Annotated in this window: 15 protein-coding genes; 13 read left to right on the top strand and 2 right to left on the bottom strand. The window is 65.1% G+C overall.

What is annotated here, in order from left to right:
* Positions 1-122: 122 nt before the first annotated feature.
* The 6 genes from rpsL to G6N08_RS02390 all read left to right on the top strand — a co-directional run bounded on the left by rpsL (position 123) and on the right by G6N08_RS02390 (position 6,875).
* A complete protein-coding gene (gene rpsL, locus G6N08_RS02415) occupies positions 123-497 on the top strand; it encodes a 30S ribosomal protein S12 (protein WP_163753893.1) in 375 nt (124 codons plus the stop codon).
* Positions 497-967 carry a 30S ribosomal protein S7 gene (gene rpsG, locus G6N08_RS02410; RefSeq protein ID WP_163753892.1) on the top strand — a complete coding sequence of 157 codons (471 nt, stop codon included), beginning with the start codon at positions 497-499 and terminating at the stop codon, positions 965-967. Before rpsL ends, rpsG begins: the two co-directional genes overlap by 1 nt.
* A 104-nt stretch (positions 968-1,071) precedes the next feature.
* Entirely contained in the window at positions 1,072-3,177 is a 2,106-nt protein-coding gene (gene fusA / locus G6N08_RS02405; protein WP_163753891.1) for an elongation factor G, read from the top strand.
* A 125-nt stretch (positions 3,178-3,302) separates the two neighbouring features.
* Entirely contained in the window at positions 3,303-4,493 is a 1,191-nt protein-coding gene (gene tuf, locus G6N08_RS02400; RefSeq protein ID WP_163753890.1) for an elongation factor Tu, read from the top strand.
* Positions 4,494-4,784: 291 nt separating this feature from the next.
* On the top strand, positions 4,785-5,612 hold the full coding sequence (locus G6N08_RS02395; protein ID WP_163753889.1) for a mycofactocin-coupled SDR family oxidoreductase: 828 nt from the start codon (positions 4,785-4,787) through the stop codon (positions 5,610-5,612).
* Positions 5,613-5,666: 54 nt separating this feature from the next.
* Positions 5,667-6,875: an NAD(P)/FAD-dependent oxidoreductase gene (locus G6N08_RS02390; protein WP_174813272.1), complete on the top strand. Its 1,209-nt coding sequence runs from the start codon at positions 5,667-5,669 to the stop codon at positions 6,873-6,875.
* A gap of 104 nt (positions 6,876-6,979) precedes the next feature.
* Here the strand turns inward: G6N08_RS02390 and G6N08_RS02385 are convergent, their stop codons facing one another.
* Entirely contained in the window at positions 6,980-8,029 is a 1,050-nt protein-coding gene (locus G6N08_RS02385; protein ID WP_163753887.1) for a DUF2332 domain-containing protein, read from the bottom strand.
* Entirely contained in the window at positions 8,026-8,622 is a 597-nt protein-coding gene (mftR, locus tag G6N08_RS02380) for a mycofactocin system transcriptional regulator MftR (protein WP_163753886.1), read from the bottom strand. The genes G6N08_RS02385 and mftR overlap by 4 nt, the downstream gene beginning before the upstream one ends.
* An 80-nt stretch (positions 8,623-8,702) precedes the next feature.
* Between mftR and mftA the strand changes: the two genes are divergently transcribed.
* The 7 genes from mftA to mftG all read left to right on the top strand — a co-directional run bounded on the left by mftA (position 8,703) and on the right by mftG (position 15,252).
* Positions 8,703-8,834 (top strand): mycofactocin precursor MftA, encoded by a 132-nt coding sequence (gene mftA, locus G6N08_RS02375; RefSeq protein ID WP_246216575.1) that lies wholly within the window; start codon positions 8,703-8,705, stop codon positions 8,832-8,834.
* A 2-nt stretch (positions 8,835-8,836) separates the two neighbouring features.
* Positions 8,837-9,142 carry a mycofactocin biosynthesis chaperone MftB gene (gene mftB / locus G6N08_RS02370; RefSeq protein ID WP_371868942.1) on the top strand — a complete coding sequence of 102 codons (306 nt, stop codon included), beginning with the start codon at positions 8,837-8,839 and terminating at the stop codon, positions 9,140-9,142.
* Entirely contained in the window at positions 9,139-10,314 is a 1,176-nt protein-coding gene (gene mftC / locus G6N08_RS02365) for a mycofactocin radical SAM maturase (protein WP_163753884.1), read from the top strand. The genes mftB and mftC overlap by 4 nt, the downstream gene beginning before the upstream one ends.
* Positions 10,315-10,316: 2 nt before the next feature.
* Positions 10,317-11,525 carry a pre-mycofactocin synthase MftD gene (gene mftD, locus G6N08_RS02360; RefSeq protein ID WP_163753882.1) on the top strand — a complete coding sequence of 403 codons (1,209 nt, stop codon included), beginning with the start codon at positions 10,317-10,319 and terminating at the stop codon, positions 11,523-11,525.
* A gap of 117 nt (positions 11,526-11,642) precedes the next feature.
* The gene (mftE, locus tag G6N08_RS02355; protein ID WP_163753880.1) at positions 11,643-12,407 is read left to right on the top strand and encodes a mycofactocin biosynthesis peptidyl-dipeptidase MftE; all 765 of its coding nucleotides are present in this window, start codon (positions 11,643-11,645) and stop codon (positions 12,405-12,407) included.
* Complete coding sequence (mftF, locus tag G6N08_RS02350; RefSeq protein WP_163753878.1) at positions 12,404-13,816, top strand: mycofactocin biosynthesis glycosyltransferase MftF; 1,413 nt, start codon at positions 12,404-12,406, stop codon at positions 13,814-13,816. The genes mftE and mftF overlap by 4 nt, the downstream gene beginning before the upstream one ends.
* Positions 13,817-13,824: 8 nt before the next feature.
* The gene (gene mftG, locus G6N08_RS02345) at positions 13,825-15,252 is read left to right on the top strand and encodes a mycofactocin dehydrogenase MftG (protein WP_163753876.1); all 1,428 of its coding nucleotides are present in this window, start codon (positions 13,825-13,827) and stop codon (positions 15,250-15,252) included.
* The last annotated feature ends 160 nt before the right edge of the window (positions 15,253-15,412 follow it).

Here is a 15,412-nt window from a genome sequence, read left to right as displayed (position 1 = left end):
GCATGTCCACGCCGCAACGGGATAGGTCCGGGGCAAGCGCATGCGACACACCCGGTCGCGGGGTACTGCGGCCGGGCATAACTGCAGGACAGACCATACAACGCAACACAGGAAGCCGGTAGATGCCAACCATCCAGCAGCTGGTCCGCAAGGGGCGCCGCGACAAGGTCGCGAAGGTCAAGACGGCCGCGCTCAAGGGCAGCCCGCAGCGGCGTGGCGTGTGCACCCGGGTGTACACCACCACGCCGAAAAAACCGAACTCGGCGCTGCGGAAGGTCGCGCGTGTGAAGCTGACCAGCCAGGTTGAGGTGACGGCGTACATCCCCGGCGAGGGTCATAACCTGCAGGAACACTCGATGGTGTTGGTGCGCGGCGGGCGGGTTAAAGACCTGCCCGGGGTGCGGTACAAGATCATCCGCGGCTCGCTCGACACCCAGGGTGTCAAAAACCGTAAGCAAGCCCGCAGCCGCTATGGCGCCAAGAAGGAGAAGGGCTGATGCCGCGCAAGGGACCGGCGCCCAAGCGTCCGCTGGTCAACGACCCGGTCTACGGATCACAACTGGTCACCCAGTTGGTGAACAAAGTTCTGCTGAAAGGGAAGAAATCCCTGGCTGAGCGCATTGTCTATGGTGCGCTCGAACAAGCCCGCGAAAAGACCGGCACCGATCCGGTCATTACGCTCAAGCGCGCTCTGGACAATGTGAGACCGGCCCTGGAGGTGCGCAGCCGCCGGGTGGGCGGTGCGACCTATCAGGTGCCCGTCGAGGTGCGCGCCGACCGGGCGACGACGCTGGCGCTGCGCTGGCTCGTCACCTTCGCGCGGCAACGCCGGGAGAAGACCATGGTCGAGCGCCTGGCAAACGAAATCCTGGATGCCAGCAACGGTCTGGGGGCCTCGGTCAAGCGACGTGAGGACACGCACAAGATGGCCGAGGCGAACCGCGCTTTTGCACACTATCGCTGGTGACAGTCGCCGGCAGCGGAGCCGCGTGACGGCGATATCCGGCAGCGTGGCCGGAGGCGGGAATACAGCAAACGAGAGCAAGCAACTGAAAGAGTGGGAAGACTTCTGTGGCACAGAAGGACGTGCTAACCGACCTGAGCAAGGTCCGCAACTTCGGCATCATGGCGCACATTGATGCCGGTAAGACGACGACAACCGAGCGGATCCTGTACTACACCGGCATTAACTACAAGATGGGTGAGGTCCATGAGGGCGCCGCCACCATGGACTGGATGGAGCAGGAACAGGAGCGGGGGATCACCATCACCTCCGCGGCTACCACGACGTTCTGGAAAGGCAACCAGCTCAACATCATCGACACCCCCGGCCACGTGGACTTCACCGTCGAAGTGGAGCGCAATCTGCGGGTGCTCGACGGTGCGGTCGCGGTCTTCGATGGTAAGGAGGGCGTCGAGCCGCAGTCCGAGCAGGTGTGGCGGCAGGCCGACCGCTACCACGTCCCTCGCATCTGCTTCGTCAACAAGATGGACAAGATCGGCGCCGACTTCTACTTCTCGGTCAAGACGATGGAAGAGCGGCTCGGCGCCAACGCGGTGCCGATTCAATTACCGATCGGCTCCGAGAGCGAGTTCGAAGGCGTCGTCGACCTCGTCGAGATGAACGCCAAAGTCTGGCGCGGTGAAACCAAACTCGGCGAAAAGTACGACATCATTGACATTCCGCCGGAGCTGGCCGAGACGGCCGAGGAGTACCGCACCAAGCTGCTGGAAACGATCGCCGAATCCGACGAGCACTTACTGGAAAAGTACGTCGGCGGGGAGGAGATCACCGTCGAGGAGATCAAAGCGGCGATCCGCAAGCTGACGATCGCCATCGAGATCACTCCGGTGCTGTGCGGCAGTGCCTTCAAGAACAAGGGTGTGCAGCCGATGCTGGACGCTGTGGTCGACTATCTGCCGTCTCCACTGGATCTACCTCCCGCGATCGGGCATGCGCCGGGGCATGAGGATGTGGAGGTAATCCGCCACGCGAGCACCGAGGAGCCCTTCGCCGCGCTGGCGTTCAAGATCGCGACCCACCCGTTTTTCGGCAAACTCACCTACATCCGCGTCTACTCGGGCAAGGTCGAGTCGGGCTCGCAGGTCATCAATGCCACCAAGGGCAAGAAAGAGCGTCTGGGCAAGCTGTTTCAGATGCACTCCAATAAGGAGAACCCCGTGGACACCGCGTCCGCCGGCCACATCTACGCGGTGATCGGCCTCAAGGACACCACCACCGGGGACACGTTATCCGACCCCAACGATCAGATCGTGCTGGAATCGATGACCTTCCCCGACCCGGTCATCGAGGTGGCCATCGAGCCAAAGACCAAGAGCGACCAGGAGAAGCTGTCAGCGGCGATACAGAAGCTCGCCGAGGAGGATCCGACCTTCAAGGTGCATCAAGACCCTGAAACCGGGCAGACCGTGATCGGCGGGATGGGCGAGCTGCACCTGGACATCCTGGTCGACCGGATGCGCCGCGAGTTCAAGGTCGAGGCCAACGTCGGCAAGCCGCAGGTGGCCTACAAGGAGACCATCCGCCGCAAGGTGGAGCACGTCGAGTACACCCACAAGAAGCAGACCGGCGGCGCCGGCCAATACGCGAAGGTCATCATCAGCGTCGAGCCGTTCACCGGCGAAGACGGCGCGACGTACGAGTTCGAGAACAAGGTGACAGGTGGGCGGGTCCCGCGCGAGTTCATCCCCGCGGTGGACGCCGGTGCGCAAGACGCCATGCAATACGGTGTGTTGGCCGGCTACCCCCTGGTCAACCTGAAGGTCACGCTCGAAGACGGCGCCTTCCACGAGGTGGACTCCTCAGAGATGGCGTTCAAGATCGCCGGCGCGCAGGCGCTGAAAAAAGCTGTGGCGCAGGCCCAGCCGGTGATCCTGGAGCCGATCATGGCTGTCGAGGTCATTACCCCCGAGGATTACATGGGCGATGTGATCGGCGACCTGAACTCCCGCCGTGGTCAGATTCAGGCCATGGAGGAGCGCGGCGGTGCACGCGTCGTAAAGGCACATGTGCCGCTGTCGGAGATGTTCGGCTATGTGGGCGACCTGCGGTCGAAGACTCAAGGCCGGGCGAACTACTCGATGTTGTTCGACTCCTACGCCGAAGTCCCAGCGCAGGTGTCGAAGGAAATCATCGCGAAGGCGACGGGCCAGTGATGTCTTGAGCCGAGCAACGACCACCGCGACGGCGACGGGGAGTAACCTTGCCCGGTCACTAGCGGCACAACTGAAAACATCAACACTGCTTTAACAAGCACTAACAAGTCCAGGAGGACACCAAAGTGGCGAAGGCGAAGTTCCAGCGGACGAAGCCGCACGTCAACATCGGGACAATCGGTCACATCGACCACGGCAAGACCACGCTGACCGCAGCGATCACCAAGGTTCTGCACGACAAATTCCCCGATCTGAACGAGGTCAAGGCGTTCGAGCAGATCGATAATGCGCCCGAGGAACGTCAGCGTGGTATCACCATCAACATCGCCCACGTGGAATACCAGACGGAGAAGCGCCACTACGCGCATGTCGACGCCCCTGGCCACGCCGACTACATCAAGAACATGATCACCGGTGCCGCCCAGATGGACGGCGCGATCCTGGTGGTCGCGGCCAACGACGGCCCGATGCCGCAGACCCGCGAGCACGTGCTGCTCGCCCGCCAGGTTGGTGTTCCCTACATCCTCGTCGCGCTGAACAAGGCCGACATGGTCGAGGACGAGGAGCTGCTCGAGCTCGTCGAGATGGAGGTTCGCGAACTGCTGGCCGCCCAGGAGTTCGATGAGGACGCCCCGGTTGTGCGGGTTTCCGCACTGAAGGCGCTTGAGGGAGACCCGAAGTGGGTCGCCAGCATCGAAGAGCTCATGCAAGCTGTCGACGAGTCGATCCCCGACCCGGTGCGCGAGATCGACAAACCGTTCCTGATGCCCGTCGAAGACGTGTTCACGATCACCGGTCGCGGCACCGTGGTCACCGGCCGGGTCGAGCGGGGCGTGATCAACGTCAACGAGGAAGTCGAGATTGTCGGTATCCGGCCGAGCACGATGAAGACGACCGTCACCGGTGTGGAGATGTTCCGCAAGCTGCTCGATCAGGGGCAGGCCGGCGACAATGTCGGTTTGCTGCTGCGCGGCGTCAAGCGTGACGAGGTCGAGCGCGGTCAGGTCGTCACCAAACCGGGCACCATCACACCCCACACCGAGTTCGAGGCTCAGGTTTATGTCCTGTCTAAGGACGAGGGCGGCCGGCACACACCGTTTTTCACCAACTATCGCCCCCAATTCTACTTCCGCACCACCGACGTGACCGGTGTGGTGACGCTGCCGGAAGGCACCGAGATGGTGATGCCCGGCGACAACACCAATATCAAAGTCAAGCTGATCCAGCCGGTCGCGATGGATGAGGGGCTGCGCTTCGCGATCCGCGAGGGTGGCCGCACCGTCGGGGCGGGCCGCGTCACGAAGATCATCAAGTAGGCCACGTTCGGCGTCAGCAGACGCGAAAGCCCGCATTTCGCCACGAAATGGGGCTTTCGCGGTTCTGCCGCTCCGCCAGCGGCCGGGTGTGGGTGTGGCGGGCGGTGCCGGCAGCGGAAGGACCGGCCCGCGACCGAGGCGCTGACCGGCCGGGAGCATGCCCGAAGCGGGTTGGCGCCACCACCGAGGCGTGAATCCGCTGTCGTGGCACAGGCGGCGCATATCGTCGCCGGGTAGAACACGGTGCAATGCGGTTGCTAGCCTGATCGCGGACCGAGGAAAGGACGGGCGATGGCTGGCCCTGCCGGCACACTGCAGGGACGCGTGGCGTTGATCACCGGTGCCGCGCGCGGTCAGGGACGTGCCCATGCCGTGCGACTGGCCCGGGAGGGCGCCGACATCATCGCCCTGGATATCTGCGCGCCGGTGTCGGACACGATCACCTACCCGCCGGCCACCCCCGAGGATCTCGCCGAGACAGTCCGCGCCGTGGAAGCCGCCGGACGCAAGGTGGTGGCGCGTGAGGTCGACATCCGTGACGACGTGGCGCTGCGGCAACTGGTGTCCGACGGCGTCGAGCAATTCGGCCGGCTCGACATCCTGGTGGCCAACGCCGGTGTACTCGGCTGGGGCCGAGTCTGGGAACTCAGCGACGAACAATGGGACACGGTCGTGGGAATCAACCTGTCCGGCACCTGGCGCACGCTGCGCGCCGTGGTGCCCGCGATGATCGAGGCCGGCAACGGCGGCTCGATCGTGGTGGTCAGCTCGGCCGCCGGTGTCAAAGCCACCCCGGGCAACGGTCACTACTCGGCTGCCAAATACGGCCTGGTCGGGTTGACTAACACGCTGGCTCTCGAGGTTGCCGAATTCGGCATCCGGGTCAACTCCATCCACCCGTATTCGGTCGACACCCCGATGATCGAAACCGACGCGATGATACAGCTACTGGCCAAGCACCCCAGCTATGTGCATAGCTTCCCGCCAATGCCGTTACAGCCCAAAGGTTTCATGACTCCCGAAGAGGTGTCTGACGTGGTGGTCTGGCTGGCCGGCGACGGGTCGGCTACGTTGTCGGGCGCCCAGATCCCTATCGACAAAGGCGTGTTGAAGTACTGACGCGGCGCCGATCGGCAGGCTGGTGCGCAACCCGGCGCCGCGATCGTGTATGAACTGCACGTGACCAGTAGCGCACGCGGGCACGGCGATACGCCCGCACAAGGGATCGTGATCGTGGGCGGGGGCCTGGCCGCGGCCCGTACCGCCGAACACCTGCGTCGCGCGGGCTACCCCGGTCCCGTCACGATCGTCAGCGACGAGCAACATCTCCCCTACGACCGGCCCCCGCTGTCTAAGGAGGTGCTGCGCGGCGAAGTCGATGATGTGACGCTCAAACCCCGCGAGTTCTACGAAGAACACCACATCACAGTGCGACTGGGCTCGGCCGCTACCAGCCTGGACACCGCGGCGCAGACCGTGACTCTCGACGACGGCACGGTGCTCGGCTACGACGAGCTCGTGATCGCAACCGGGCTGGTACCGCGGCGCATTCCGGTGTTTCCCGACCTCGAGGGAATCCGGGTGCTGCGCTCCTACGATGAGAGCCTGGCGTTACGCCGCCATGCGTCGGCTGCGCGGAGCGCAGTGGTCGTCGGCGCCGGGTTCATCGGCTGTGAGGTGGCGGCCAGCCTGCGCGGCCTGGGGATACAGGTGGTGCTGGTCGAGCCCCAGCCCGCGCCGCTGGCAGCGGTGCTCGGCGAGCAGATCGGTGCACTGGTGGCGCGGCTGCACCGCGCCGAAGGTGTCGACCTGCGCACCGGGCTTGCGGTGGCGGCGGTGCACGGTCAGGGACATGTGGAGAAAGTCGTGCTGACCGACGGCGCCGACGTGGCCACCGATCTGGTAGTGGTGGGCATCGGCTCGCGGCCGGCGACCGACTGGCTGGAGGGCAGCGGTATCAAAGTCGACGATGGGGTGATCTGCGATGACAGGGGGCGCACCAGCGCACCCCATGTGTGGGCGCTTGGTGATGTCGCTTCTTGGCGTGATTCCATGGGAAATCAAGTACGCGTCGAGCATTGGAGCAACGTTGCCGAACAGGTCCGGGTTGCGGTGCCCGCAATGCTCGGCCAGGAGTTACCGTCGACCGTTGTCGTCCCGTACTTTTGGAGCGACCAGTACGACATCAAGATCCAGTGCCTGGGTGAGCCGCACGCCAGCGACATCGTGCACCTGGTCGAAGACGACGGGCGCCGGTTTTTGGCCTACTACGAGCGCGACGGTATGTTCGTCGGCGCCGTGGGCGCCGGCATGCCCGCCAGGGTGATGAAAACCCGCGCCAAAATCGCTGCCGGGGCACCGATCTCCGAGGTCCTGGGCTGAGGTTCGTGTCTGGCCGGCACCGCGAGCGTGCACACTCTGCCGTCACCAACGGCGTGTCGGCGTGCAAACATGCACGCTCGCACTCACTCAGCTGAGTGTGAGGTCTATTCCCAGGTCACCGGTGGGCCGTGCGGGGCGCATTCGGCCAGGATCCGATCGTCGCCGCCCGGCCAGCTGCGGGCGCGCAGCAAAAACGCGTGCGGAGCATCGGGTGTGCGGCGGGCCGGTTCCATCGCCAGATGCACGAACGGTGAGCGGGTATCAGCCTGGGCGCCCAGGGTCTCGATTCCCGCGCGGACAGCGGCTTGTTCGCCGGTGGACAGGTACTGCCAGGTGACCGAGTGCCATAGCACAGTCAATGCATTTTCGCCGAGGCACAGGCCGGCGACTGCGTCCGCCGCCGGGCGCCGCTGCAGCCGGACCGGAACGCGCCGGGCGACGCCGATGGCATTGCGCAACCGGTCCAGCCGGTCGGTCATGTCCGGCCACACATAACTCAACAGGGTCACTTCGCCTGCGGCACTGGTCGGGTCGATAGGCGCGATGTCATAGCCCCGCCGTTCCACGATCGGCAGCGCACCGGTGGGCGGCAGCCGGCCATGCCACGCGTCGTCGATGGTCACCGGTGAGTCTGTGGGACCCCACTGCCCGCCGCGGTAGCGATAGCGGTACTGGTCTGCTCGCAGATTCAGCCCGGCACTTGATCCGATCTCGAAAAGCCTGATCGGCAAAGTGAATCGGTGATAAAGGATCAGCAATCCGCCGAGCAGCGCGGCGGATCTGCCTACCTCGTTGGTTTGGGGCGGCCGATTGAGTACGGCGCGCAACGACCCGACATGCCGCGCCGCAACCAGTGTGATATCCGGCCAAGCCCGCTGCGCATTCCAGCTGCCCCCAGTGCTCGGGTACCAGCGGCGCAACGCCGGTGCGCGACCGTCAAGGACCAGCCGGTGCAGCCCACCGAGCAGTCGAAGTGGCAGCGCCAGTCGCGCGGGGTCGTTCTCATGGCCGGCCAGCACCGCCGCGAAGATGCCACCGGCCGTGACGTCCGCGGCGACCCGGTCAAGCAGTTCACCGTACATCGGAGAACCCAAAGCCGCGCAGGCGTGCCCTTGCGCCCGCAGCGAGCGCAGCAGGTGCTCGAGCCCGCTCACCCGTCCAGCCGATCCAGGCCGCCGCGGACAAGGTCGAACGCATTGCCGAGCGCCTCAGGCAGTGAGACGGATTCGTCTTCCAGCCAGTGCTCGTAAGCCGAAAGCGCCATCCCCAGCATGATCCAGGCGATGGTTTGGGGCAGCAGGTCAGTGGTGCGGACACCTGCTCGGCGGGCCACAAATCGCGCGATGACATCTCGCCATCCGGCATACATCGTCATCGAGTAGGCCTGCAGTTCGGCCGTTTGCAAAATGACCCGCATGCGCTGGCGGTGCCGGGCCGTCTCCGACTCGTCAAACGTGTTGAAATCCAATAGCGCTCCGCGCAAAGCGTCGGCCAGCCTCACCCGTGGGTCAACGTGATCGAGCAGATCCCGCAAATGCTGCAAATGCGCGTCGAAATCGCCCCAGGGGATGGCGTTTTTCGACGCGTAATAGCGGAACAGGGTGCGCCGTGCGATACCGGCGGCCTGTGCAACGTCGTCGACGCTCACCTCGTCGAATCCGCGGGCGGCGAACAGCTCGATCGCGACGTTGGCAATGTGGTCGCGTGTCGTCGAGCGGCGCCGACCGACCCGGAGCCGAGGCAGCATAAATCCGCCCTTCCATTTCGGCACTCGATGCCATATCCTGACCACGATTCTGACCGGATCGACGCCGAGTTGTCGACCAGATGACGAAAGGGATCTTCATGGACCAGCGGACCCAGACCGGTACCGAGACGCAGCAGCACACCGGCGCCGAATTGGTGAGCGAAACCCTGGTGGAAGAAGTGTCGATCGACGGGATGTGCGGGGTCTACTGACCGTGTCAACTCCGGCCCAGGCCGGCGCATTCCACCCCGATCGTGGCTGGCGGTTACATCCGCAGGTAGCGATGCGTCCCGAGCCGTTCGGCGCGTTGCTGTATCACTTCGGCACGCGCAAGCTCTCGTTTCTGAAAAACCGCACGATCGTGGCGGTGGTGCAGGCGCTGGCCGAGCATCCCGACGCCCAATCAGCTTGTCGCGCAGTCGGCGTCGATGACGCTGAAGTTGGCCCGTATCTGGACGCACTGGGTGTGCTGGCGGGTTCAAACATGCTGGTGCCCCGCGAGCCGAAGGTAGAGGCGTGACAGCGGCTGCACCCCGGCTGGTGGAGCATTTCGAGCGTGGTCTGGATGCGCCCATCTGCCTGACCTGGGAGCTGACATATGCGTGCAACCTGTCCTGCGTGCACTGCCTGTCGTCCTCCGGCAAACGCGATCCGCATGAGTTATCCACTGGGCAGTGCAAAGCCATCATCGATGAGCTGGAGCGGATGCAGGTATTCTACGTTAACATCGGCGGCGGCGAACCCACTGTGCGCCAAGACTTTTGGGAGCTCGTTGACTATGCGACCGAACACCGCGTCGGGGTGAAATTCTCCACCAACGGTGTGCGCATCACCTCCGAGGTGGCTGCGCGGCTGGCGGCCAGCGACTACGTGGACGTCCAGGTCTCACTCGATGGCGCGACTGCCGAGGTCAACGATGCTGTTCGCGGCGCCGGATCGTACGCGATGGCGGTGCGCGCTCTGGAAAATCTTGCGGCAGCGGGTTTCCGCAACGCCAAGATCTCTGTTGTCGTCACTCGGCACAATGTCGGCCAGCTTGACGAGTTTGCCGCGCTGGCAAGTCGTTACGGCGCAACCTTGCGGATCACCCGGCTGCGACCATCGGGGCGGGGGGCAGATGTCTGGGATGAGCTGCGCCCGACTGCTGAGCAGCAGATAGCGCTGTATGACTGGCTCGTTGCCAAAGGCGAACGGGTGCTCACCGGCGACTCGTTCTTTCACCTGTCGGGGCTGGGTGAACCCGGAGCGCTGGCCGGGCTGAACATGTGCGGAGCGGGGCGGGTGGTGTGCCTGATCGATCCGGTGGGCGATGTGTACGCTTGCCCCTTCGCCATACATGACCGTTTTCTTGCCGGAAATGTGCTGTCAGACGGCGGTTTTGAAAATGTGTGGAAGAACGCCCCGCTGTTTCGTGAGCTGCGCGAACCACAGTCGGCCGGCGCTTGCGCCGGCTGCGAACATTACGCGGGCTGCCGCGGCGGTTGCATGGCGGCAAAATTTTTCACCGGCCTGCCGTTGTCCGGACCGGACCCCGAATGCGTGCAAGGGCACGGCGCGGCGGCGCTGGCCCGCGCCCCCGGCAAGCCGCGACCGAGCAGCGACCATTCCCGTGCATCTCGGGCCGGTGGGCCGGTCGCGCTGACGCTGTCGCGACGTCCGCCGCTGCGACGCTGCGACGAAAGCCCCATCTAGCCGTGGCTCGTGACACCTGGTTCGAGACGGTCGCCATCGCCCAGCAACGAGCGAAACGCCGGCTACCGAAATCTGTTTATTCATCTCTTATTTCGGCTAGTGAGAAGGGAATCACAGTCGCCGACAACGTTGACGCATTCAGCGAGCTCGGCTTCGCTCCTCATGTGGTAGGTGCGACTCAAACGCGTGATTTGTCTACCACCCTTATGGGACAGGAACTTTCATTACCTGTGATCATCGCCCCGACTGGTGTCCAGGCGGTACATCCTGACGGTGAGGTGGCTGTCGCTCGCGCTGCGGCCGCGCGCGGCACGGCAATGGGATTGTCCTCGTTCGCCAGCAAACCCATCGAAGAGGTGATCGCCGCTAACCCGAAGCTGTTCTTCCAGGTTTACTGGCTGGGCAGCCGCGACGTCATCGCTGAGCGGGTCGAACGGGCCCGACAAGCCGGAGCGGCCGGCTTGATCGTGACAACCGACTGGACCTTCTCGCATGGGCGCGACTGGGGCAGCCCAAAGATCCCCGAACAGATGAATGTGCGCACCATGCTGCGACTGTTCCCGGAGGCGATCGCACGGCCGGGCTGGCTGTGGGCGTACGCCAAGACGCTGCGGCCGCCGACCTTGCGGGTGCCCAACCAGGGCCGGCGAGGGGAGCCGGGGCCGCCGTTTTTCACCGCGTATGGGCAGTGGATGGCCACACCGCCGCCGACCTGGGACGACATCGCCTGGCTGCGCGAGCTGTGGGGCGGACCGTTCATGCTCAAAGGCGTGATGCGCGTCGACGACGCCAGACGAGCTGTTGATGTTGGTGTGTCGGCGATCTCGGTCTCTAATCACGGGGGCAATAACCTCGACGGCACACCCGCGACGATTCGGGCGCTGCCCACCGTGGCGGCGGCGGTCGGTGACCAGGTCGAAGTGGTCCTGGACGGCGGTATCCGCCGCGGCGGCGACGTGGTCAAGGCGCTGGCACTGGGCGCACGCGCTGTGATGATCGGTCGCGCCTACCTGTGGGGGCTGGCGGCGGCCGGGCAGGCGGGTGTGGAAAACGTGCTCGACATTCTGCGCGGCGGTATTGAGTCGGCGCTGATGGGCCTCGGCCGTGCCTCGGTTCACGACCTGATTCCCGATGACATCGTGGTTCCTGCCGGCTTCGTCCGGGCACTGGGGGTGCCGTCCACCGGGGATGAGGAGACGGGCCCGGATTGACACCGTGACGAGCCTGATACTGGGGTGGCAGCCGTGGCAGGCGTGACCGAAAGCGGCCGACCCGGCCGCCCGCCTGAAAAAAGTTTCACGGATGAACGAACAACCGGTGCACGCCAGGTGAATTCGGCTTACCATCGGCAAGTGGCCGTCCAGCAGGTGGTCCTCGGCGAAGTCGCGAGCTCGACATTGAGCGAGCTTGAGAGCTTGCCGAGGTCGCTGATGATACCGCTGGGATCCACCGAACAGCACGGACCTCACCTTCCCCTGGACACTGACACCCGCATCGCGACCGCGGTCGCTTCGGCGGTCGTGGGCCGCCTGACGGGTGCGGACTCGCCGGCTGACCGCCACTGGCTGCTCGCACCGGCCATTGCGTACGGCGCCAGCGGCGAACACCAGGGCTTCGCCGGAACGATCTCCATCGGCACAGCGGCCCTGACGGCGCTGCTGGTCGAGTACGGCCGGTCGGCCACCTGCTGGGCACAGCGGCTGGTGTTCATCAACGGTCACGGCGGCAACACCGCCGCGCTGCGCGATGCGGTGCGTAGGCTGCGATCCGAAGGCCGCGATGTGGGATGGTGCCCGTGTTTCGTGGCGGGCGCTGACGCTCATGCCGGTCACACCGAAACCTCGGTGTTGCTGCACCTTTCACCTGATGCAGTGCTCACCGAGCGGTGGCGCGCCGGCAACGGCGCGCCCCTTGCCGAGCTGTTGCCCTCGATGCGCCGCGGCGGAGTGGCGGCGGTCACGGAGGTCGGGGTACTCGGAGACCCGACCACGTCGAGCGCGGCGGACGGGGAGCGGATCTTCAGCGAGATGGTCGAGGAGTGTGTCCGGCGGATCTCCCGGTGGGCGCCTGATGTGCACGGGTTGCTGAGATGACCCCGGGCCGACTACCCGACGGCTTTGCGGTGCAGGTCGACCGGCGCGTCCGGGTGCTCGGCGGCGGCTCCACGCTGCTCGGGGGCTCTCCGACCCGGCTGCTGCGGCTGGCCCCGGCGGCACAACAAATGCTTTCCGACGGCCGCTTGAAGGTTCACGATGCTCTGAGCGCACAGCTGGCTCGCACCTTGCTCGATGCGACGGTAGCCCATCCCCGGCCCGCCGGCGGTCCGTCACATCGAGACGTTACCATAGTAATTCCAGTGCGGGACAACGCTTCCGGATTGCGCAGGCTGTTGACATCGCTGCGCGGGCTTCGGGTCATCATAGTAGACGACGGCTCGTCCCGCCCAGTCGAACCCGACGACTACGCAAGTTCGAGCTGTGATGTCGAAGTGCTGCGCCATCCACGAAGCAGAGGCCCCGCCGCAGCGAGAAATACTGGATTATCCTATTGTACAACAGATTTCGTGGCATTTCTCGATTCTGACGTGGTGCCTCGCCGCGGCTGGCTGGAGGCTTTGCTTGGTCATTTTTGTGATCCCACAGTGGCGTTGGTGGCGCCGCGCATTATCAGCCTGACCCAGAGCGATCATCTTCTGGCCCGCTACGAGGCTGTGCGTTCCTCACTAGATCTCGGTCAGCGGGAAGCGCCCGTCATCCCCTACAGCGCGGTCTCGTATGTGCCCAGTGCGGCAATAATCTGCCGCACGTCAATGCTTCGCGACATTGGCGGGTTCGACGAGACGCTACAGTCGGGCGAGGATGTCGACTTGTGCTGGCGGCTGGTCGAAGCCGGTGCCCGGCTGCGTTACGAGCCGATCGCGCTGGTCGCCCACGATCATCGCACTGAATTGCGGGATTGGCTGGCGCGCAGGGCATTCTACGGCAGCTCAGCGGCTCCGTTATCGATACGTCACCCGGACAAGACGGCCCCGCTGGTCATCTCCGGCTGGGCACTGGCCGCGTGGGTTCTCATGGCCGTCGGGTCGGGCATCGGCTACCTGGCCTCGCTCGCCGCCGCTGCCCTGACGGGCCGTCGGATCGCCGCGACCATGCAGGGCGCCGACACCCAGCTCTGGGATGTCGTGGCGGTGGCTGCGCGGGGATTGTGGTCGGCGGCGCTGCAACTGGCTTCGGCGATCTGCCGGCACTACTGGCCCATTGCGCTGTGTGCGGCCATCGTGTCGCGCCAGTTCCGCCGGGCTGTCATCATCGCGGCCATCGTCGACGGCGTGGTGGACTGGATAGACCGCAGAGGAGTCACCGATGACGACGCGCGACCAATCGGGTTGCTGTCCTACCTGCTGCTGAAACGTCTCGACGACCTGGCCTACGGCGCGGGGCTGTGGTGCGGAGTGTTGCGCGAGCGCAACGTCGGGGCCCTTAAACCGCAGATTCGAATCTGAACGCCGCGTTGAGCCTACCCACTACGCACAGCGATGTGCTGATCGTCGGGGCCGGCAGCGCTGGATCTGTTCTGGCCGAACGCATTTCAGCCAACCCAAGCTGCCGGGTCATGGTGCTCGAGGCGGGGCCTGGACTCACCGAAGCTGATCTGCTGGCTCGAACGACCAATGGATTGCAACTGCCCGTCGGCGCCGCCAGCCCGCTGGTCTGGCGCTACCAGACTGAGCTGACCGAACGGCCGGCTCGTCCGGCGACGATCGTGCGCGGCGCGACCCTCGGCGGTTCCGGTGCGGTCAACGGCGGTTATTTCTGCCGCGGCTTGCCTCGAGACTTCGGCTGGGCTCCCGGGTGGGCGTGGCCGGACGTGTTCAACCACTTCCGGTCGATCGAGACAGACCTGGACTTCGACACCCCCGCCCATGGCAGCTGTGGCCCGATCCCGGTTCGTCGGACGCGCGAGATCACCGGCCCTTCAGAGGCTTTCATCGCTGCAGCAGAACGCGCCGGATACGGCTGGATCGCTGATCTCAACGACGTCGGGCCCACGATGCCGTCGGGCGTCGGCGCCGTGCCGCTGAACGTGGTCGATGGTGTGCGGACCAGCTCCGGGGCGGGCTATTTGGTGCCGGCGCTGCGACGCCCCAACGTGACAGTGCTCACGCGAACACGGGCGGTGCGGCTGGTTTTCTCGGACATGCGGGCCGTGGGTGTCGACGCTGTCAGTGCCGGACGTCCACTGAGGCTAACGTCCGATCGAATCGTGTTGTGCGCTGGAGCTATCGAGTCGGCACATCTGCTAATGCTGTCCGGTATCGGTGAGCCATCCATGCTGCGGGCTGCCGGCGTCAATGTGGTAGCACCGCTGCCGGTGGGTCAGGAGTGCAGTGACCATCCCGAATGGGTGTTGCCGATGAACTGGACCGGCGCTGCCGGGCGCCCGGTCCTGGAAGTGGTGTTGAGCACCGACGATTACATCGAGATCAGGCCATACACAAGTGGATTCGCTGCGATGACCGGTGATCGTCGGGATCCGGACTGGCCGCATATCGGGGTCGCGCTGATGCAACCTCAGTCCCGGGGCCGCATCAGCCTGCTCAGCGCCGACCCTCAGGTGCCGCCACGCATTGAACATCGTTACGACGCCGTGGCTGGTGATGTTGCGGTGCTGCGCCGGGGCGTCGAGTTAGTTCGCGAACTCATCGGTGCTGCAACGGTTGTCGGTCCGCCCAGGTGGTCGACGTCGCAACATTTGTGCGGTAGCGCGCCGGTAGGACCAGAGCCGGATCCGCGCGCCGTCGTCGACGAGCGCTGCCGGGTCCGCGGCGTCGACAACCTGTGGGTAATCGACGGCTCTGTGCTGCCGAGGATTACCAGCCGGGGCCCATACGCGACCATCGTCATGCTGGCGCACCGCGCCGCGGAGTTCATTGCATGACTCCGGGTGCCAGCCCGACAGTCGCTGTGCCGACAGTGCCGAGCCCGCGCCACCGGGTAGCCGTCGCCGCCGCCCGGATACCGGGTGCAACCGCCGACGCTCTCCGCTCGGTACGCTGGTCAGACCGGGCGAGTGGATCGCCGACGGGCACACGTCGTGT

Source organism: Mycobacterium botniense (genome assembly GCF_010723305.1).
GTDB lineage: Bacteria > Actinomycetota > Actinomycetes > Mycobacteriales > Mycobacteriaceae > Mycobacterium > Mycobacterium botniense.
This window is presented reverse-complemented; position numbering and strand designations above follow the sequence as displayed.